The sequence below is a fragment of the Phenylobacterium sp. genome (genome assembly GCF_025351295.1).
GTDB lineage: Bacteria > Pseudomonadota > Alphaproteobacteria > Caulobacterales > Caulobacteraceae > Phenylobacterium.
Window position 1 is genome coordinate 1 of record NZ_JANXWD010000089.1, and the last position, 17,715, is coordinate 17,715.

The following is a 17,715-nucleotide window of genomic DNA, read 5'->3' on the forward strand; positions in this document are numbered from 1 at the left end:
CCTCTGGCGGGGACGGGGGGCGCGGGTTGGCCCCCGCGTCCAGCCCACGCGTCTGCAATTCTCTTACCACCCGCCGCCCGCTCATCCCGCCACCGCCAGGATGTGATCGAGCAGCGCCAGATTGACCGCCTCGTTGCCGGCCAGCACGGCCGGCGCGGGCGCGCGCCAGGGCTGGTCCAGGGTCGCTTCGCCGCGCTTCAGCAGCGACGGGACGAAGCCGCCGCCGTAGCTGGGCGCCGACCAGTCGCCGACCACGTCGGCGCCGATCAGCCGCCGGCCCTCGAGGGCGCGGGAGATCAGGGTGCTGAGGAAGGCCACGCTGGTCCGGCCCTGGTCCCAGTTGGTGCCGGCCTCGTCGGCGCGCAGCACGTCCTTGTCGATGGTCACGTAGACGGCGTCGGTCTCGATGCGGCCGGGCAGGAAATCCGCGAAGGCCGCCTCGCCCATCCCCTCGATGGTCGGCCAGCGGCGACCGCAGACGGTGATCGCGTCCGGCGCGGCGTCGGCGTGGTAGGCGTAGACCTCGACCCGGTCGTCCTCGACGATCTGCAGGTCGGCGCCCTTGGACGCGGGCCGGTCGATATCCGAGCTGCAGACACCGATGGTCAGCACGCGGGCCACCTGCGGCATCCGCGCGGCCAGGCCGACCCAGGACCCGCAGTGGGCCCCCGGTCCGAACTTGACCCAGTCCGGATGGTTGTCGAAGTGCAGCACCGTCACCGCGGTCTCGCCGGAGACCTCGAGGGCGCGGGCCAGCAGCAGCGGGGTGATGTGGTGGAAATCGCCGGAGCCGGAGAAGACAAGCGTCGGACCGGCCGCCGCGGGCAGCGCCCCGGCCAGGCGGTTGCGCAACCGCTGCAGGCCCGCCGGACGGCTCCAGAGCCTGAGCTCCGGACCCAGGTCACGGCAGTCCATCGCCCGGCCGCCGCCGTCGCTGACCGCCTGGCACAGCCGTGACTGAGCCATCAGCGCCTCGTCCAGATGTAACAGGGCGGCCTGCAACCTCGTCGCTCCCTAGCCCACACAGCGTCTGAACAAGCCGTCGAGCAGTTCGAGCGCCAGATCGATCTCCGCGTAGGTGATCTCCAGCGAGGGGGCGAGCGTGATGACGTTCTTGTGGTAGCCGCCGACGTCGAGGATCAGGCCCATCCGCCGGCCGCCGGCCTCCAGATCGCCCTTCATCGCCTGTTCTTCCATACGGTCGAGCAGCGGCTTGTTGGGGGTGTAGCCGTCGTCCTGGCAGATCTCGCAGCGCAGGGCCAAGCCCAGGCCGTCCACGTCGCCGATCTGCGGCCAGCGCTTCTGCAGCGCCTTCAGGCCCTCCAGGAAATAGGCGCCCTTCTCCGCGACCGTCTTGGCGTAGTTCTGCTCGGCGCACATGCGCAGCGTCTCAAGCGCCACCGCCGTGCCCATCGGGTTGGCGTTGAAGGTGGAGTGGGTGGAGCCCGGCGGGAAGATCTTCGGGTTGATCAGTTCCTCGCGCGCCCAAAGGCCGGAGAGCGGGTTCAGGCCGTTGGTCAGGGCCTTGCCGAACACCAGCACGTCAGGGCTGACGCCGAAGTGCTCGATCGACCACAGCTTGCCGGTCCGGTACATGCCCATCTGGATCTCGTCGACCACCAGCAGGATGCCGTGCTGGTCGAGGATCTTCTTGATTCCGGTGAAGAAATTCAGCGGCGGGATGACATAGCCGCCGGTGCCCTGGATCGGCTCGATATAGAAGGCGGCGAATTCGGCCTGGCCGGTCTTGGTGTCGAGCACGCCGTTGTATTCGGTCTCGAACAGGCGGGCGAACTTGGCCACGCAGGCCTCGCCGTACTCTTCCTTGCTCACGCCGCGGGGGCCGCGGAAGTGGTACGGGAACTCGATGAACTGGGCCCGGTCGCCGAAGTGGCCGTAGCGCCGGCGATAGCGGTAGGACGAGGTGATCGCCGAAGCGCCCAGGGTGCGGCCGTGATAGCCGCCCTCGAAGGCGAACATCAGGCTCTTTCCGCCCGAGGCATTGCGCACGATCTTCAGCGAATCCTCGACCGCCTGGGCGCCGCCGACGTTGAAGTGCACACGGCCCTTGGACCCGAACTTGGCCTCGGCGTCGCGGGCGATCAGGGCGGCGAGTTCGACCTTCTCACGGTGCAGGTACTGCGAGGCGACCTGCGGCAGGCGGTCCAGCTGGGCATGGGCGACGGCGTTCAGGCGCGGGTTGCGATAGCCGAAGTTGACCGCCGAGTACCACATCTGCAGGTCCAGGAACGCGGTGCCCTCGGCGTCGTACATGTACGAGCCTTCGCAGGTCTCGAAGAACTTCGGGTGCTCGAGATAGTGGACGGTGTCGCCCCACGAACAATACTCGGCTTCCAGGGCACGGAGCTCGGTCTCCGTAAGCTGGGCGGGTGCGTCGTACATACGAGATTCCTCAAGGCTCAAAGGGTGGCGACACGTGCGCCCGCGGGGGCGGCGCTCAGGCGCAGGACCAGCGCCCGGGTCACGTCGTCGAAGCTGTCGAAAGGTATGAAGTCCTGGGCCCGCGCCGTGGCGTAGTCGGCCAGCGCGTCCTTGGCGAACAGCAGGTCGGCGCGGCTGGAGACGCAGAAGTCCGAGCGGCCGTCGCCGACATAGACGGTCAGCGGCGCCGCGGGCCCGTCCGACCAGGCGCCGAGCGCGGCGCACTTGCAGACCCCGGATCCGGCGGCGCAGCCATCGCGGCTCCAGGGCTGTTCCAGCGCCCAGGCCCCAGCGTCGCCGGCGAGGCGGTTGGCGATCACCGGCAGGTAGGCCAGGTCGTGCCGCGCCAGGATCCGGTCGATGAAGTGGTCGACGCCGTCGCTGACGATGCTGACCGGGAAACCCTGCTCGCCGCACCAGGCGACGAAGGCGACGAAGCCGGGGTCCAGCTCCACCGTATCCAGCAGGGCGTCGAGATCGGACCGTGAACCGCCGATCAGGGCGATCTGCGCGCGCATGCACGCAGCCGCGGTGATCCGCCCGGCGACCCAGTCGTCCTCGACCGCACGCCATGCGGGATCGGCCAGGCGCTCAAGCACCAAGTCAGTGGTGTCGCGTCGGGTGATCGTCCCGTCGAAATCGCAAATTATACGCATCGAACTCCCGAACGCCCCCCGGCGAGCCGGCGGTGAGCGCGCCCGTTATGATTTGATGACGCCGCCGAATGGCAGGTCCCTCACGGCTTGTCGAATAATGCCTAATGCGGCGCGCCGACGCTGGATAGCGATTCGTCGGCCCACATCAGGCGGATAGGCCGCTTTGCTGGCGGCGCCGTGAAGGGGCCGCGGGGGCCGTCGCGCCCTCGGCGGGCCGCACCGGAAGACGGGCCATGACCGCGCCGCCGGCCTGCGCGAACGATGCGCCGCCAAAACGATCCAGCACCCGCGCCCGGGCCGCCGCGCCCATGCCCGCCAACCGCTCCGGGTGGCTCAAAAGCCACATCAGCGCCTGGGCCAGGGCGTCGGGGTCGTCCGGCGGCACGACCAGGCCGGTCTCCCCGTCACGCACGCTGTACGGCATCTCGCCGACCGCGGAGACCAGCGTGGGCAGGCCGGCCTGCATCGCCTCGTGGACCGCGATGCACAGGCCTTCCGTCCGCGACGGCTGCAGGTAGAGGTGCAGGTCGGCCAGGAAGTCCCTTGGCCGGCCGTGAAATCCCGTCAGCCGGACATTGTCGATGCCCGCGGCGGCCAGCGCCGCCTCCAGCATCGGGCGTTGCGCGCCGTCCCCGGCGATCCGCATCTCGAACGGGGCGATCGGGCGGAACCCCTGGGCGCGCAGCCGCGCCAGGGCGGCGATCAGCACGTCGTGGCCCTTGGCCGGATGCAGCCGGCCCAGGGCGCCCAGTTTCAGCACCTCGCCCGGTCGCCAGGGCCTGGCCTGGGGCGCGTCGGCGTCGGCCGCGAACAGCGGCCAGGCGATCAAGCGGTCGGAGGCGACGCCCAGCCGCTGGCCGGTGAGCGCGGTCACGCTGTGGGAATCGCCGATCCACAGCGCCGAACCGCTCTGTGTCGCGCGCAGCAGGAGCCGGTTCGCGGGCTTCAGGAAGGCGTTGTGCTGCCAGCTCACGACCGGCAGGCCGCGCCGCTTTCCCACCAGCTGCCCCAGCAGCGTGGCGCGGGTCAGCGAGGTCCAGATGAGGTCGGGCCGTCCCAGGGCCATCTGCAGATCCAGCCATCGGAACGCGGCCAGGTGATCCTTCTCGCCGCCGTCGCGCACGTGGACCCGCAGGCCGGCGGCCTCCATGGCCGCCGCCGCGCGGCCGTCCCGGCGGGTCAAGGCGTAGATCTCGACGCTCGCACCATGCGCCTGCAGCACCTTGGCCACCGCGGGGACCGGTATGGCCGCGCCGCCGCCTTCCAGGGAGTTGATGAGGTAGGCGATCCGCACTAGAGGCGCGCCCCGGCCAGCGGCAGCGCGTCGCCACGGGTCTCCCGCCAGACGGCGATGGCCAGCAGCGCGATTCCAATCCCCGCCTGCAGGACGGCGTGCAGCCCGGCCCCTTCGAGGCCGCGCCAGGCCAGCAGCGGCGGGAGCAGCACCAACAGCCCCAGGCCGCTGATCAGGTTGGCCTTCACCGACAGGCCGGGCCGCCCGAGCGCGGTCAGCGCCGCGCTGATCGGGGGCCCCGCGAGCTGCAGGGCCTTCGCCAGGGTGAGCCAGAGCATCACGGTTCCGGCGGCGGCGAACGCCGACCCCGCCATCAGCACGGCCAGGCGCGTGCCGAACAGACCGATCACCAGGCAGACCGGCGTCGCCGCCAGGAAGGCGATGGCGATGGCCCGCCACAGGGCCGCCCGGATGCGCGGGCCGCGATCTCCCGCCGCCGCCAGCCGGGCCAGCTCGGCATAGGCGGCCTGACCCAGGATCTGGGCCGGCTGCGACAGCACCGCGGTCGCGCGCTGGGCCACCGCATAGAGGCCCGCGGCGGCCGGACCCAGCAGCCAGCCGACGGCCAGCGGGCTGGCGCGACCCACGAACTCGGAGAGCGTGATGTCGGCGTTGGCCGCCCACATGAAGCGCCAGAGGCCCCGGTTCTCCTCCGCGACCATGGACAGCCCGCCGCGCCGGTCGAAGGCCGCCAGCTCGCCGCGCGCGGCCCAGGCGCCGAGCGCCCACATGGCCGCCCACTCCGCCAGCGCCGCGATCAGCCAGGCGATCAGGAAGCCGCGCAGGCCGGCGTGCGCCATCACCGCCGCCGCCGCGCCCGCGAGGCGTACGACCGGGGCGACGACATTGTGCGCGCCCAGCAGATCGAACCGGCCCGTCAGCTGCAGATATCCGGCCGGCGTGGCCCGGATCGAAGCCAGCACCGCCAAGCTGTAGGGCGCGGCGAAGGCGATCGCGACCGGCGACCAGCCCAGCCGGGGGCCGAGGATCGGCGCCAGCAAGGCCGCGACGATCACCGCCAGCGCGCCGCCGGCCAGCTCAACCAGGCCCGCGAATACCAGCAGGCGGGTCAGCCGGGCCCGGTCGTCGGCCGCCAGGGCCTGGGCGCCATAGCGCACCACCGCATGCCAGCCGGGAAACTCGATGATCCCGCCCACCGTCATCACATAGGTGTGGACCAGGATCAGGACGCCGTAGTCGGCCGGGCCGAGGGCGCGGGCCGAGATCGCCATGTAACCCAGGCTGATCAGCCCGGCGGCCGCCTTGCCGCCCAACAGCCGCCCGAGGTTGCCGTAGATCCGGCCGACGACGCTTCCCCCGGACGTCTCAGGCATGGGCGAGCCGGCGGCTGTCCTCGGGCGGCGCCGCCAGGCCCGCCGTCGACAGCCCCGCCGTGGACAACCCCGCGAACCGGGCCACGGCGCGGGCCGCGCGCACCGACGACGCTTCCTCGGTCAGGTCGAAACTGGCCGCGAACATCGCCTGCTGGACCGGCCGGTAGGCGGTCGCGTGCTCGGCCGGCGCGCGCGCCAGGGCCGGGCCCAGCTCCGCCGCCGTCTCGATGACCCGCCCGGCCTGCCAGTGCGCGAAGTTCGCATCGCCCCGCCAGGCCAGCCGATGCGGATTGAGGAACAGGCACGGCCGGGGCCGCAACAGGAACTCGTAGACCTGGCTGCTGGCGTCCCCGAGGTAGATATCCGCGCGGTCGGTATAGGTCATGGTCGTCGAGGCCCGGCTGCCCAGGTCGATGTGGATGTTGGGCGCGCGCAGGTAGCGCTCGTCGATACGCCCGGGCCGATCGGCCCGCAGCTTGTCGATCGTAAGGACCAGGCGTCGCTCGAAAAGCATGACATGGGGCGCGAAGATCAAGTGATACTCGTCGTGCTCGACGAACCAGTCCAGCACCTGCCGGCCCATCGTGTACCACGATGACAGATGCGGCGCAGTATGCGGGTTGTAGAGCACCACCGGGCGGCCGTCGTCGATCAGCGGCCGCGCCCTGCCGCCCCGCCTGGCGACATCGAACTTCGGGTAGCCGACCACCGAAATGCGCTGCGGATCGACGCCCGCCTCGCTCACCAGCCGGTCGCGGATCTTCATGCCCGAGACCAGCACGTGATCGAACCCGGCGCTGGCGGCGTCGAAGCCGACGGCGCGATCCCCGGCCCCATGCCGGGTGTGGACGATCCGCAGGTCTTTCAGCCCGTGCCGGGTCTTCAGCACCAGCGAGGTCTTCTCGGCCACCACGAGGACGTCGAGACCGCGGAAGAAGTCCAGGTTATCGCCGTAGATCAGCAGCTTCCTGGCCGGCAGCAGGGCCTCCAGCACGCCCTTGGCCAGCCGGCTGGCCCGCCGCTTCAGCCCCAGTTCGACCAGTTCGATGGCGGAGCCGATGAGGCCCTCGCCCAGGCGGACCACTTCGGCGCTGAGGCGCGGATTGGTGGTGGCCACCACGATCTCGGCATCGACGCCGCCGCGCGCCAGCGCCACCGCGATCGGCAGGCTGTGCGCGACCTGGTGCACCTGGTCGTGGTTGAAGAGGAACCCGATCCGCATATTCGATTCGACGCCGCCAGCCGGGAACCGCCTCAGGACGGGCCCGCCCGACCGGTCTCTACAGACCTTTTGTTACAGGTAGGGCCGCCTGCGTCCGATCAGGCCGAACCCTCCAGGATTGCCCGACACGCCCCAGGGTCCGTACCCGATACCGCTGATCCCGGCGACGGCCGGAGCCCAGATGGAAGGGCTCAGATATGGGCGCCAGGCGCGCCGAGCCTGTCCAACCCGCATCCCAGCCATCGGATCTGGGTCCCGGCCTTCGCCGGGATGAGCGGGTGGCGTTGTCGAAAGCATTGCAATTGCAAAGGTCAAATTGAGTTCGGACCCTAGCGGCGATGCAGAACAACGCCGCCCGGGCCGCGTTCGGCGCGCACCGGGGCGAAGGCTTCCAGGCGCCGGAGCAGGGCGTCCTTGTCGTCAAGCGCCAGGACGCCCGAGAAGCGCAGGCGCCCGGTCGCCGCGTCGGCCACCTGCACGGGCGTGCCAAGGCTTCGCGACAGGTCGGCGGCCACCTGGTTCATCGGAGCGGCGGAATAGACCAGCTGGCCGCGGGTCCAGGCGAACGCGGCCTCGGGTTCCGCGGCGGCGATCACGGCCTGCGCCGAGCCTTTGCGGTGGCTCAGGCCCTGTCCGGCCGGAACCCGCGTCGGGGTCGCGTCGGGCGCACCGGACGGCCGCACCTCGACCAGGCCGCGGCGGACGCTGAGCGCGAAGGCGTCGGCGCGCTGGCGGATGTTGAACTCGGTGCCGACCACCCGCACCTCACGGTCGCCGGTATCGATCAGGAAGGGACGCGACGGATCGTGGGTGACGTCGAACACCGCCTCGCCGTCGGCCATCTGCACCCGCCGCGCGCCGCGCTGGAACCGGACGTCCAGGCGCGAGGCGGCGTTCAGCCACACCTTGCTGCCGTCGGCCAAGGTGAGCTGACGGGTCTGGCCGGCCGCCGTGACATAGGTTTCGACGGGGGAGTTCGGCCAATTGGCGATTGTGAAGGCGCCGACCGCGACACTCGCGGCCAGGCCGGCGCCGGCCGCCAGCCAGGCCCGGCGAGACAGCGTGGAGCGGGGCGGGGCGGGAGGCGAAAGGGTGGGGCGGGCCCGCGCCGCGCGACGGGCGTCCAGGGACACCGGCGCGTCCAGCGCCGCAGCGACCGCGTCGGCCACCTCGTCCAGCTCGACCCAGAGACCTTCCAGCCGCGCGTAGGCGGCCTGATGCGACGGCGCGGCGGCGAGCCACGTTTCGAAGTCCAGCCAGTCGTCGCCGGTCGCCGCGTCGTCCAGAAGGCGGGCGAACCAATGGGCGGCCTGCTGGGCCACCTCCATCGGTCCATCTTCGTCGCGCCTGCCGGTCATAGATCCCACGCTCTGGACGTATTTCGCACGCCCTCGAACAAATGACGCCGCCGCGCCCGGATCGCCTCCAAATTGCTCAATTCAGCCGTTCGGCGAGCCGCTTGAGCACCGTCATGCAATGCTTTTCCACGGCGCTGCGCGAGATTCCCAGCGCCTGGGCGACCTCCGCATGGCTCAGGCCCTCGAACTTGTGCATCCTGAACACTCGCTGGGTCTGTTCGGGCAGTTCGCTGACGATGGCGACGATGGCCGCGAGCCGCTGGCGGGCCGCCACGGCGTCGTCGGCGGACGGATCCTCCGACACCTCGTCCGATCCGATCAGGGTGCGGTGGTTGTCGCGCCACTCATGGTCGCGCGCCGCGCTCCGCCGCTCGCCGCGGATCCGGTCCAGCATCAGGTTGGAGCCGAGACGATACAGATAGCCCGCCGCATTGCGCACCTCGACGCTCGGCTCCACGGCGGCGATGCGCAGGTAGATGTCCTGCACGAGGTCCTCGGCGGCGGCCGCCGACTTCAGGCGCAGGGTGAAGAAGCGCGTGAGGTCGCCGCGCCGCTCAAGATAGGCCGCCAGCAGGGCGGATCGAGCGTCCGTCATCGGCGACGTTCAATTAGAAGCTGCGACGTAAGGCAAGCCCGAAGGTGCGCGGCGGCAGCGGCGTCATCTGGCGCGCCCGCGTGCGGCTGAACGGATTTCCATAGGCGAAGGTGTCGCCGGCCTCGTCGGTGACGTTCTCGACATAGGCCTCGGCCCGCCACCGCGCGCCGCGGACGCTGGCGGCGATCCGGCCTTCGCCGTAGTTGCCCATGGAGCTCGCGGTGCCCCCATCGAAGGTCAGGAACGAGCGCCCGACATAGGAGACCTGGCTCGAGACCTCGGCGTCGAGGTCCAACGGCAGGCGCCAGCCATAGCTCACATCGACCGAGGCCGTTTCCTTCGCAACGCCCGGCAGGCCGATGTCGACGCGCGCGGGAAACACGTCGCTGGTGCGGGTCAGCTGCGGATCGTCGACCAGGCCGCTGAACCGCAGCCGCCAGTGGCGGTCGGGCTTCCACACCGCCTCCAGTTCCACGCCGCGGTTGTAGCCATCGCCGATGTTGAGCGTGACCGGCAGGCCTGAGGTGCGGAACTGGTCGGTCTGCACATTGTGCCACTCGGCGACGAAGACCGCGCCTCGCACCGTGAGCCGGCCATCGTACAGCGTCGCCTCGCCGCCGATCTCGTAGCTGCGCAGGCGGTCCGGGCGGTAGCCGGCGACGTTGGGCCCGGTGTCCTTGCCGTCCGCGGCGGAGGGCACGTTGAAGCCGCCCGCGCGGTAGCCGTCCTGCACCTGGGCATAGACGATCCGGTCGGGCGCGAAGGCGTAGCTGAGGCGGGCCTTGGGCGCGAAACCCTCGTCGGTCAGATGGGCGCGGACGTCGGCCAGCGGCGGTCGGGCCAGGCCGAAGCTGCCCGACTCGTTCTCCACGCGGGTGGCGAAGAACCGGCCGCCGAGCGTGGCGGTGAGTCGGCCGGTCAGGTCATAGGTCAGCTCGCCGAACACCGCCGCCTCCTTCAGACGGTCATTGCGCAGGAACACCGGCCGGGCGGTGCGACCGGAAAGGGTGGCATCCAGGATGCCGCCGCTGGCGTCGTTGGAGATGGAGCCGAACACCCCGGCCAGCCAGCGGAAGCGGGTCGGGCCCGCGGAGGTCGCCACCGCCTCGGCGACCCACAGCTCGACCTCCTGGCTCTCGTCGAACGCCGCGACGGTCGTGCGCCGCAGGTCGAAGGCGCCGGTCGCGTCGTAGCGCGTCGACAGGTCGTGGTCGATGTAGGCGGCCGAGATCCGGACCTCCGCGGACGAGCCCGAACGCGCCAGGGTTCCGCCGATCAGGGTAAAGTCATTGTCGTGCGGCTCGAGGATCGCCGCGTCGCGGATGAGGCGTCCGGCGCCCTGGGTGTACTGGCTGTCGGCGGTCGCGATCTCCTGGTGGTCGAAGTTCGCCTGCGCCTGCCAGCCGCCGGGCAACGCCACCCACGCCGCGAGACGCCCGCCGGTCCGGTGACCGTGGTTGACGTCCTTCAGGCCGAGGCGGGGGTTGTCCAGATAGCCGGCGAGTTCGTCGACATAGGCCACGCCGCGCACCGCCGCCTGCCCGTTCAACAGGGGGACGTTCAGCATCGCCTCGGCGCCGAACGACCGGTCGTCGCGCTCGTTGAGCATCCCCTCGACGAGCAGGTTTGCGGCGAAGCCGGTCGGATCCGGTCGGTTGGTGACCATCCGGACGATGCCGCCGATCGACCCCGAACCGTAGAGCGTGCCCTGCGGCCCGCGCAGCACCTCCACCTGCGAGACATCCACCAGCCGCAGGTCGGGGTCCGGCGCGTTGTAGGTGATCGGCACGTCGTCGAGGTAGAGGCCGACGGTCGATTGGGTGCGGCCGGTGAAGGCGCCGTCCGAGATGCCGCGGATGAAGATCTTGTTGCGGCCCGGCCCCAGGTTGGTCTCCGCGACGCCCGGGAACTGCAGCGCCGCGGCGGCGAAGTCCTTGGCCCCGACACGCTCGATCTCGTCGCTGGTGAGCGCGGTCACCGCGAACGGACTGCCGCGCAACGGCTCGCGGCGCTTCTCGGCCGTCACCACGACCTCGTCGAGGTCCGCCGTCGTCGCCGTCGTCTCTGCGGGCAGCGGCGCGTGCGCGGGCCGTGCGGGACGCTCCGAGGAGATCCGGAACGCCCGGGCGTCGATCCGTTCGAACGTGCAGCCCTGGGGCAGCAGCCGGCGGAGCGCCCCCGACGGGGTCAGCACGCCGATCACCTCATGGCTGGGGCCCGCGCAGCCGCTGACCGGGAAGCCGCCGATCGAGACGCCCGCCTGCACGCCGAAGCGGACGAGCGCCCGGTCCACGTCCTCGGCGGGCAGCCGGAAGATGTGCGCCGGCTCGGCCCAGGCGGCCGTGGCCGCCAGCCAGAGGCCGCCGGCCAGTCCGGCGCGGGCGCCGAAGCGCCAAAATGTGCCGGTCGTCATCCTCGTCGCACGCCGCTCCTCGGCCAGACTCACTTGGCCGGCGCGCGACCATAGCGCCAAGTGAGCGATGGCAGCAGCACAAGGCTGGCGATGGTCGACGTCACCAGACCGCCCAGGATCACGATCGCCATCGGCCCCTGGATCTCCCGCCCCGCCTGGCCCGTCGAGATCGCCAGCGGCAGGACCCCAAGGCCGGTGACCAGAGCGGTCATCAGGATCGGCGTCACCCGTTCCCGCGTCGCCAGCAGCAAGGTGTCCACGGACCAGTCGTGGCCTTCCTGTTCGATCAGATGCTCGACGTGCGAGATCAGCAGGATCGAGTTGCGCGCCGCGACCCCGAACAGGGTGACGAAGCCGACCAGGGAGCCCAGGGACAGGGTGGCGCCGGTCAGGGCCACGGCGATCACCCCACCCACCAGCGCAAACGGCGTGGCGCCCAGGATCAGGGCGGTGGAGCGGCCGCTGCCGAACGCCAGCAGCAGCAGGGCCACGACGCCGGCCACCGCCAGGCCGGTGTTGAACAGCAGCTCCTTGCGCGCCGCCGCCGCGCCCTGGGCCGTGCCGGTGTAGTCGATATAGACCCCGGGCGGCAGCTTCACCTGGGCGGCGATGGCCTTCTGCGCGGCCTTGGCGACCTTGGCCACGTCCTTGGGGACCGGATTGGCGGTGACCACCTGGCGGGGCCGTCCGCCGTCATGGCTCACCGAGGTGCGCCCCTCGGTCAGGTAGACCTTGGCGATGGACTTCAGCGGCACGGCGACACCGGCGCTGGACCGGATCAGCAGGTCGCCGACCGCCTCGGGGTCCTGGCGCAATTCCGGCGTGGTGGTCACGGCGATGTCGATGGCGCGGATATCCTGGAAGATCTGGGCAGCCGTCGCGCCCTGGTAGGCGGTCTGCACCGCGTCCAGCGCGTCGGCGGGCGAGACGCCGTAGCGCGCCAGCGCCTGGAAATCGAGATCGACGCGGACCACCGGCGTCGAGGGCGGGGTCTGCACCTTGACGTCCACTGCCCCCGGCACCTTCTCCAGCACCGCGGCGATCTGGGCGGCGGTCTTGTCCAGGGTGTCGAGGTCCGCGCCATAGACGCCCACGGCCAGGGCGGCGGTCTCGCCGGACAACGACTCGCCGATCCGGTCGCCCAGGAAGGTCAGCACCTCGGTGGTCAGGCCGGGATAGCTGTCCAGCACCTTGTGGATCGACGCCTGGATCTCGTCCTGCCGCCTGCCGGAGAGGCCGGGCTTCAGCTCGACATGGAACTCGCTCTTCTCCGTGCCCCAGGTGTCCTCGCCGCCCTCGGCGCGCCCGATCTGCTGCTCGGCGTCGGCGACGCCGTCGATGGCCAGGAGGTCCTTGGTGATCCGCTGGCCATAGTCGCGCATGACCGAGAGCGAGGTGCCCGGCGGCCCCTGCACGCCCAGCACGAAGTGGCCCTCGCGGAAGCTGGGCAGCAGCTCGGAGTTGAACACCAGGAACCCCGCGACGGTGGCGATGGCGGCCACCGCCGTGACGCCCAGGGCCCATCGCGGGCCGGCGATGGCGCGGGTCAGCATCCGCCGATGCCAGTCCTTGGTCCGCACCAGGCCGCGCGGCTCGTCATGCAGCCGCGCCCGGTTCAGCAGCAGCAGCGCCAGCGGCGGGGTCACCAGCACCGCCACCGCCAGCGAGGCCAGGGTCGCGATGATGAAGGACGCCGCCAGCGGCGAGAAGAACGCGCCCTGCAGCCCGTGCAGCAGCAGCACCGGCAGCAGCACCAGCGCCAGCATCAGGGTCGCGTAGATCACCGGCGCGCGGACCTCGACGGAAGCGTGGAGGATGACGTCGGCCGGCGAGGCGCCCTCCCCCATGGCGCGCAGGCGCCGCACGATATTCTCCGTTCCGATCACCGCATCGTCGACGACCACCCCAAGCGCCACGGCCAGCCCGCCCAGGGTCATGGTGTTGATGGTCGAGCCCATCCGGTCGAGCACGATCACCGCGGTCAGCAGGGCCAGCGGAATGGAGACGAAGGCGATCGCCACCGCGCGCAGGTCGCGCATGAACAAGAAAAGCACCACCGCGATCAGCACGGCCCCGATCGCCAGGTCGTCGGCGATCCCCTTGAGCGCCGCGGAGATGAAGTTGGCGGGCCGGTGCAGCCCCATGTTGACCGTCACGCCCCGGGCCTTGAGCGACGGCGCCAGCTCGGCCATCGCCGCCTCGACCGCGTGGGTCGCGTCCAGGGTGTTGGCCCCGTACTGGCTGGAGATCGAGAGCAGCACGCCGGGCTTGCCCATGATCGTCGCGTCGCCGTTCATCGGACCCGCGCCATCCACCACCTCGGCCACGTCGCCGATCCGGGCCGGCGACGCGCCGGTCACGGCGGGCAAGGGGGCCGCGGCCACATCGGCGGCGTTGGTCGCCTGGCCGCGGGGCTCGATCAGGATGCGCTGCTGCGGGGTGTCGATATAGCCGCCGCCGGAGACGCCGGTCGAGGCCTTCACCGCCGCCAGCACGTCGGCCAGGCTTAGGTCGCGCGCCGCCAGGTCTTCCGGGCGCACCCGCACCTCAAGCCGCCGCAGTTGGCCGCCGTAAACTGTCGCCCGCGCCACCCCAGCCGCGGACAGCACGCGCGGCCGGATGGTCCACTGGACCAGGTCGCGCAACTCCATCGGTGTCAGCCGCTCGGAGGTGAAGCCGATCTTCAGCAGGTCCATGGTCGAGGAGGTGAGCGGCGTCACCTTCGGGGCCGACACGCCCGCCGGCAGGCCGCCGATCTCGCTCAGCGCCTCGGTGACCACCTGGCGGGCGCGGTAGGGGTCGGAGCCTTCGGCGAACACCACCTTCACCACCGAGAGGCCGGCGATCGATTCGGAACGGACCGAGGCCACTCCCGCCGCGCCGTTCACCGACTGCTCCACCGGCCGGGTGACCAGTTGCTCCACCTGTTCGGCCGTGAGGCCGGGGGCCTCGGTCTGCACCTCGGCCTGGGCGGGGACGAAATCGGGAAACACGTCCAGCTTGGCGTGGCTGAGCACGATGGCGCCGTAGATCAGCAGCATCATGGCCGCGACGATGACCAGCCGGGGCCGTTTGAGGGTCCAGCCGACGATGGCGGAGAGCATGTTCACTCGGCCCCGTGCGCGGGGGTTTCGGCGGCGAACAGCTGGGCCGCGCCCCTGACCACGACCTGCTCGCCCGGCCGGAAGCCGCCGGACGCGAACAGGCCGGCGGGATCGCTCAGCCCGCCGGTGACCGGCCGCCGCTCGAAGCTGCCGGCGTCGCGGCGGACGTAGGCGAAGGTCTGGCCGGCGGTCCGCAGCAGGGCGGCCCGAGGGATCATCACGCCGCGGGTTGCGGCGCCCTCGGAGATGGTGGCCGGCGCCACGGCCCCGACGCCCAGCCGCAGGGCCTCAGCGCCGCTCACCAGGGCCAGCAGGCCGGTCGACTGCAGCCGCGGATCGCCGACCCGTGCCGGACCGAGGATGGCGGCATGGGCCACGACCCCCGCGCCAAGATCGAGGGTCGCCGCGCCGCGCAGGTGCGACAGGCCTGTGGCGGAGTCGATCCTCACCAGGGTCGCGCGTCCGGCGGCGAGGTCAGCGATCAGCTGCCCGCGCCTGGCGTCGGAGAGCGCCTGGATCGACGGCCCCCATTCCAGGCCCAGCCGGCGGCGCAGCAGGCCGAGCTTGGCGGCGTCGGCGCGGGCCTGGGCGGCCGCCGTCTCCGCCGCCTTCTTCGAGACCGTCTGGTCGGCGGCGTTCAGCCTACGCGTCCGCGCCGCCTCGGCCGCGGAGGCGGCCAGCGCCGAGGCGGCCGCGGCGATGTCCGCGTCGAGGGTGGCCAGCGGCACCACGTCGATGGCCCGGGCAAAGCCCCTGGCGGTGATCGCGCGGCTGGCGGCGGTCAGCGGGGCGGTCACGATTCCCAGCCGCCCCTGCGTGGCGGCGTCGATCTTCAGCATCACGCCGGCAGCGGCGTTGGCCGGCGCGACGAGCAGGAGACTCAGCGCCAGGGCGAGGGCCCGTATCGAAGTCGTCATGGGGCTCCTCCGGGCCGGGTCAAGGTGGTCTGCAGCACGGCGGTCTCGGCCGGATCGAAGGACCGGCGAAGCGCGTCCTCCAGCTCGGCGCCCGCCGTCCGGGCCGCCCGGCGGGCGTCCAGCAGGTTCAGTTCGGCGTCCAGCTCGGCCGCCTGGGCCGCCAGGTCGTCCACGCGGTCGGCCTCGCCGGCGCGGACCGAGCGGGCGGTGTTCTGCTGCGCCCGCCGCGCCGCCGGCAGCTCACGGGCGCTGACGCGATCCAGGTTCGCCCGCGCCGTCGCCAGCGCCCCCGCCGCGGTGTCGACCGCGGCCAAGGCATTGGCCTGGGTCAGGTCCAGCGCGCGTCCGGCCGCCGCCCGCGCGGCCTCCGCCTGGGCGATCGCGCGCTGGTTCAGGTCGTAGGTCGGCAGCACCAGCGCCAGGCTGAATGGCAGCTTGTTGACCCCGTGGTCGTACATGTAGCCCGGCCCGAGACGGACCTCGGGATACTGCTTGGCCACCTCGAGCCGCAGCGCGTTTTCGGCCAGGTCGTAGTCGGCGATGGTGCGCAGCACGTCGCTGCGTGAGAGGGCCGCGTCGCGCCGCCACTGCGGCAGGCCGTTCAGGGGCGGGGGTTCCTCCGCCGACGCCAGCAGCAGATCGCGCGCCGCCGCCGGCGCGACACCCAGCGCCTTGGCCAGGTCCACGACCGCCTGCGTCTCGCGGCCCTGCGCGTCGACCCGCCTGCGCTCGGCGGCCGCCAGCTCGGTCTGGGCGGTCAGCGCCAGGGTCCGCTCGTCCTCGCCGGCGCTCACCCGCCGCGCCAGCCGCTCCAGCCGTTCGCGGCGCAGGGCCACGGCGCGCTCAGTGAGGCCCGCTTCCAGCCGCGCGCCGTCGAGGTCGACGCGCGCCTTCTCCAGGGCCGTCCGCACCGCCCACACCGCCTCGCCATAGTCGTACCAGGCCTGCAGCGCCTGCAGGTCGGCGGTGGTGACCCGCGCGCCGCGCCGGCCGACCGTGTCGAGCGGAATATCCGCGGCCGCCCCGCCGCCCCAGTGCGGATGCTCGTCCGCATATTCGGCCGTCAGGGTAAGGGTCAGCCCGGGCATCAGCTTGGCGGTCCGGGCGGCGGCAAGCGCCGTCGCATACTTCGCCCGTGCCTCGGCCACCCGCGGATTGCGCGCCAGGGCGGCGGCCAGCAGGTCGGCCCCGCTCCAGGTCGCCCCCGGCGGCTTCTCGTCCAGGCGCCGCGCCTCCAGCGTGGCCGCGAACCGTTCCGGATGCGGCGGCGCGGGGGTGTAGTGGACGCAGCCGGCCAGGGTCACGGCGGCCCCGGCGAGCACCCAGGCTCGGCTCATTTGCCCACGACGATCAGGTGGAAGGAGCCGGGGACCAGCGTCGGCCGGCCGCCGGGCGCGGCCGGTGGGCCGTACTCGGCCGAGGGCAGGTAGACGCGGCCGGTCCGTTCATCCAGCCCGATGGTCCGCGCGCTGACCTGGGTCTGGAGCGTCTGGACGACGGCCGACTTGCCGCGGCTGACGGCCACCACGGCCAGGGTCCCGGCGCGGCCGGAGGGCACGAAGGCCAGCTTCTGATGCGGATCGAAGGCGACGCCGTCGGCCCCCTTGCCAGTGGCCAGGGTCTGCAACACCTTGCCGGTCCTGGCGTCGACGAAGTCGGTGGATCCGTCGCAGGCCGCGATCAGCATCTGGTCCGCGGCGTCATAGGCCAGGCCCGTCGGCCCGTCGCAGCCGGTCAGGGCGTAGCGGGCCGTCACCTTGCGTGCGGCCAGGTCGACCACCGCGATCTCGTTCATGTTCTCGACATTGACGAACGCCTTGCCGGCGCCGTCCACCGTCGCGGCCTCCAGGTCGCCGCCGACCTCCACCGTACCGACCGCCGCGTGGGTCTTGGCGTCGATCAGGGTGATGTCGCCACCCGCATGGTTCATCACCAGCACCAGGCCGGAGTGGGCGTCATAGGCCGCGGCGTCAGGCCCTTTGCCGGCCTGGACCGCCACGATCAGGGCGCCTGTCTTGCCGTCCATGAACATGGCCTTGCCCGCGCCGCCGTCGGTCACCACGAACTCCGCGCCGACGCCGACCGGCATTGTGTCGTGCAGCAGCAGGCCTGGCGCGAGCCCCGAGGTCACGGCGTTGGTGGTGAGATCGACCGCGGTGACCGACGTCCCGTGCGCCACCAGGACCCGGTTGTGGGCGGGATCCACCCGCACATAGTCCCAGCGCCCGCCGGGCGCCGCGATACGGTCTATGACGCGGTAGACAGGCGTGGCGGCGGCCGCGGCCGTGGAAACGGCCATGGCGGCCAGACAGAGCGCGGCGACCCGTGAAGCGATCATGTTGGTTCTCCCTCGTCACGCTTCTCTACCGGCCGGCGGGTG

The 17,715-nt window shown here is 71.8% G+C and carries 13 protein-coding genes; all 13 read right to left on the reverse strand.

Annotated features, from left to right (window positions below; genetic code table 11):
* Positions 1-81: 81 nt before the first annotated feature.
* On the reverse strand, positions 82-966 hold the full coding sequence (locus Q0R13_RS12530; protein ID WP_293904376.1) for an arginase family protein: 885 nt from the start codon (positions 964-966) through the stop codon (positions 82-84).
* A 48-nt stretch (positions 967-1,014) separates the two neighbouring features.
* Complete coding sequence (locus Q0R13_RS12535) at positions 1,015-2,403, reverse strand: aminotransferase class III-fold pyridoxal phosphate-dependent enzyme (RefSeq protein ID WP_293904378.1); 1,389 nt, start codon at positions 2,401-2,403, stop codon at positions 1,015-1,017.
* A 17-nt stretch (positions 2,404-2,420) separates the two neighbouring features.
* Positions 2,421-3,098 (reverse strand): MtnX-like HAD-IB family phosphatase, encoded by a 678-nt coding sequence (locus Q0R13_RS12540; RefSeq protein WP_293904380.1) that lies wholly within the window; start codon positions 3,096-3,098, stop codon positions 2,421-2,423.
* A gap of 145 nt (positions 3,099-3,243) precedes the next feature.
* The gene (locus Q0R13_RS12545) at positions 3,244-4,392 is read right to left on the reverse strand and encodes a glycosyltransferase family 4 protein (RefSeq protein ID WP_293904382.1); all 1,149 of its coding nucleotides are present in this window, start codon (positions 4,390-4,392) and stop codon (positions 3,244-3,246) included.
* Complete coding sequence (locus Q0R13_RS12550; RefSeq protein ID WP_293904384.1) at positions 4,392-5,726, reverse strand: lipopolysaccharide biosynthesis protein; 1,335 nt, start codon at positions 5,724-5,726, stop codon at positions 4,392-4,394. The genes Q0R13_RS12545 and Q0R13_RS12550 overlap by 1 nt, the downstream gene beginning before the upstream one ends.
* Complete coding sequence (locus tag Q0R13_RS12555) at positions 5,719-6,948, reverse strand: hypothetical protein (protein ID WP_293904386.1); 1,230 nt, start codon at positions 6,946-6,948, stop codon at positions 5,719-5,721. The genes Q0R13_RS12550 and Q0R13_RS12555 overlap by 8 nt, the downstream gene beginning before the upstream one ends.
* 329 nt (positions 6,949-7,277) lie before the next feature.
* Positions 7,278-8,306 (reverse strand): FecR domain-containing protein, encoded by a 1,029-nt coding sequence (locus Q0R13_RS12560; protein WP_293904388.1) that lies wholly within the window; start codon positions 8,304-8,306, stop codon positions 7,278-7,280.
* A 76-nt stretch (positions 8,307-8,382) separates the two neighbouring features.
* Positions 8,383-8,901 carry an RNA polymerase sigma factor gene (locus Q0R13_RS12565; protein WP_293904390.1) on the reverse strand — a complete coding sequence of 173 codons (519 nt, stop codon included), beginning with the start codon at positions 8,899-8,901 and terminating at the stop codon, positions 8,383-8,385.
* A 13-nt stretch (positions 8,902-8,914) separates the two neighbouring features.
* Positions 8,915-11,314: a TonB-dependent receptor gene (locus Q0R13_RS12570; RefSeq protein WP_293904392.1), complete on the reverse strand. Its 2,400-nt coding sequence runs from the start codon at positions 11,312-11,314 to the stop codon at positions 8,915-8,917.
* A gap of 29 nt (positions 11,315-11,343) precedes the next feature.
* Complete coding sequence (locus Q0R13_RS12575; protein WP_293904446.1) at positions 11,344-14,418, reverse strand: efflux RND transporter permease subunit; 3,075 nt, start codon at positions 14,416-14,418, stop codon at positions 11,344-11,346.
* Between the two features lie 2 nt (positions 14,419-14,420).
* Positions 14,421-15,335: a hypothetical protein gene (locus Q0R13_RS12580; protein WP_293904394.1), complete on the reverse strand. Its 915-nt coding sequence runs from the start codon at positions 15,333-15,335 to the stop codon at positions 14,421-14,423.
* On the reverse strand, positions 15,332-16,672 hold the full coding sequence (locus Q0R13_RS12585; RefSeq protein ID WP_293904396.1) for a TolC family protein: 1,341 nt from the start codon (positions 16,670-16,672) through the stop codon (positions 15,332-15,334). The genes Q0R13_RS12580 and Q0R13_RS12585 overlap by 4 nt, the downstream gene beginning before the upstream one ends.
* Positions 16,669-17,673 carry a hypothetical protein gene (locus Q0R13_RS12590; RefSeq protein ID WP_293904398.1) on the reverse strand — a complete coding sequence of 335 codons (1,005 nt, stop codon included), beginning with the start codon at positions 17,671-17,673 and terminating at the stop codon, positions 16,669-16,671. Before Q0R13_RS12590 ends, Q0R13_RS12585 begins: the two co-directional genes overlap by 4 nt.
* Between the last annotated feature and the right edge of the window lie 42 nt (positions 17,674-17,715).

What these genes read in the sequence shown, in the direction of transcription:
- Q0R13_RS12585 (WP_293904396.1), bottom strand. Translation starts at nt 16,672, where the DNA reads ATGAGCCGAGCCTGGGTGCTCGCCGGGGCCGCCGTGACCCTGGCCGGC.
- Q0R13_RS12565 (WP_293904390.1), bottom strand. Translation starts at nt 8,901, where the DNA reads ATGACGGACGCTCGATCCGCCCTGCTGGCGGCCTATCTTGAGCGGCGC.
- Q0R13_RS12555 (WP_293904386.1), bottom strand. Translation starts at nt 6,948, where the DNA reads ATGCGGATCGGGTTCCTCTTCAACCACGACCAGGTGCACCAGGTCGCG.
- Q0R13_RS12530 (WP_293904376.1), bottom strand. Translation starts at nt 966, where the DNA reads ATGGCTCAGTCACGGCTGTGCCAGGCGGTCAGCGACGGCGGCGGCCGG.
- Q0R13_RS12570 (WP_293904392.1), bottom strand. Translation starts at nt 11,314, where the DNA reads ATGACGACCGGCACATTTTGGCGCTTCGGCGCCCGCGCCGGACTGGCC.
- Q0R13_RS12535 (WP_293904378.1), bottom strand. Translation starts at nt 2,403, where the DNA reads ATGTACGACGCACCCGCCCAGCTTACGGAGACCGAGCTCCGTGCCCTG.
- Q0R13_RS12540 (WP_293904380.1), bottom strand. Translation starts at nt 3,098, where the DNA reads ATGCGTATAATTTGCGATTTCGACGGGACGATCACCCGACGCGACACC.
- Q0R13_RS12590 (WP_293904398.1), bottom strand. Translation starts at nt 17,673, where the DNA reads ATGATCGCTTCACGGGTCGCCGCGCTCTGTCTGGCCGCCATGGCCGTT.
- Q0R13_RS12560 (WP_293904388.1), bottom strand. Translation starts at nt 8,306, where the DNA reads ATGACCGGCAGGCGCGACGAAGATGGACCGATGGAGGTGGCCCAGCAG.
- Q0R13_RS12580 (WP_293904394.1), bottom strand. Translation starts at nt 15,335, where the DNA reads ATGACGACTTCGATACGGGCCCTCGCCCTGGCGCTGAGTCTCCTGCTC.
- Q0R13_RS12550 (WP_293904384.1), bottom strand. Translation starts at nt 5,726, where the DNA reads ATGCCTGAGACGTCCGGGGGAAGCGTCGTCGGCCGGATCTACGGCAAC.
- Q0R13_RS12575 (WP_293904446.1), bottom strand. Translation starts at nt 14,418, where the DNA reads ATGCTCTCCGCCATCGTCGGCTGGACCCTCAAACGGCCCCGGCTGGTC.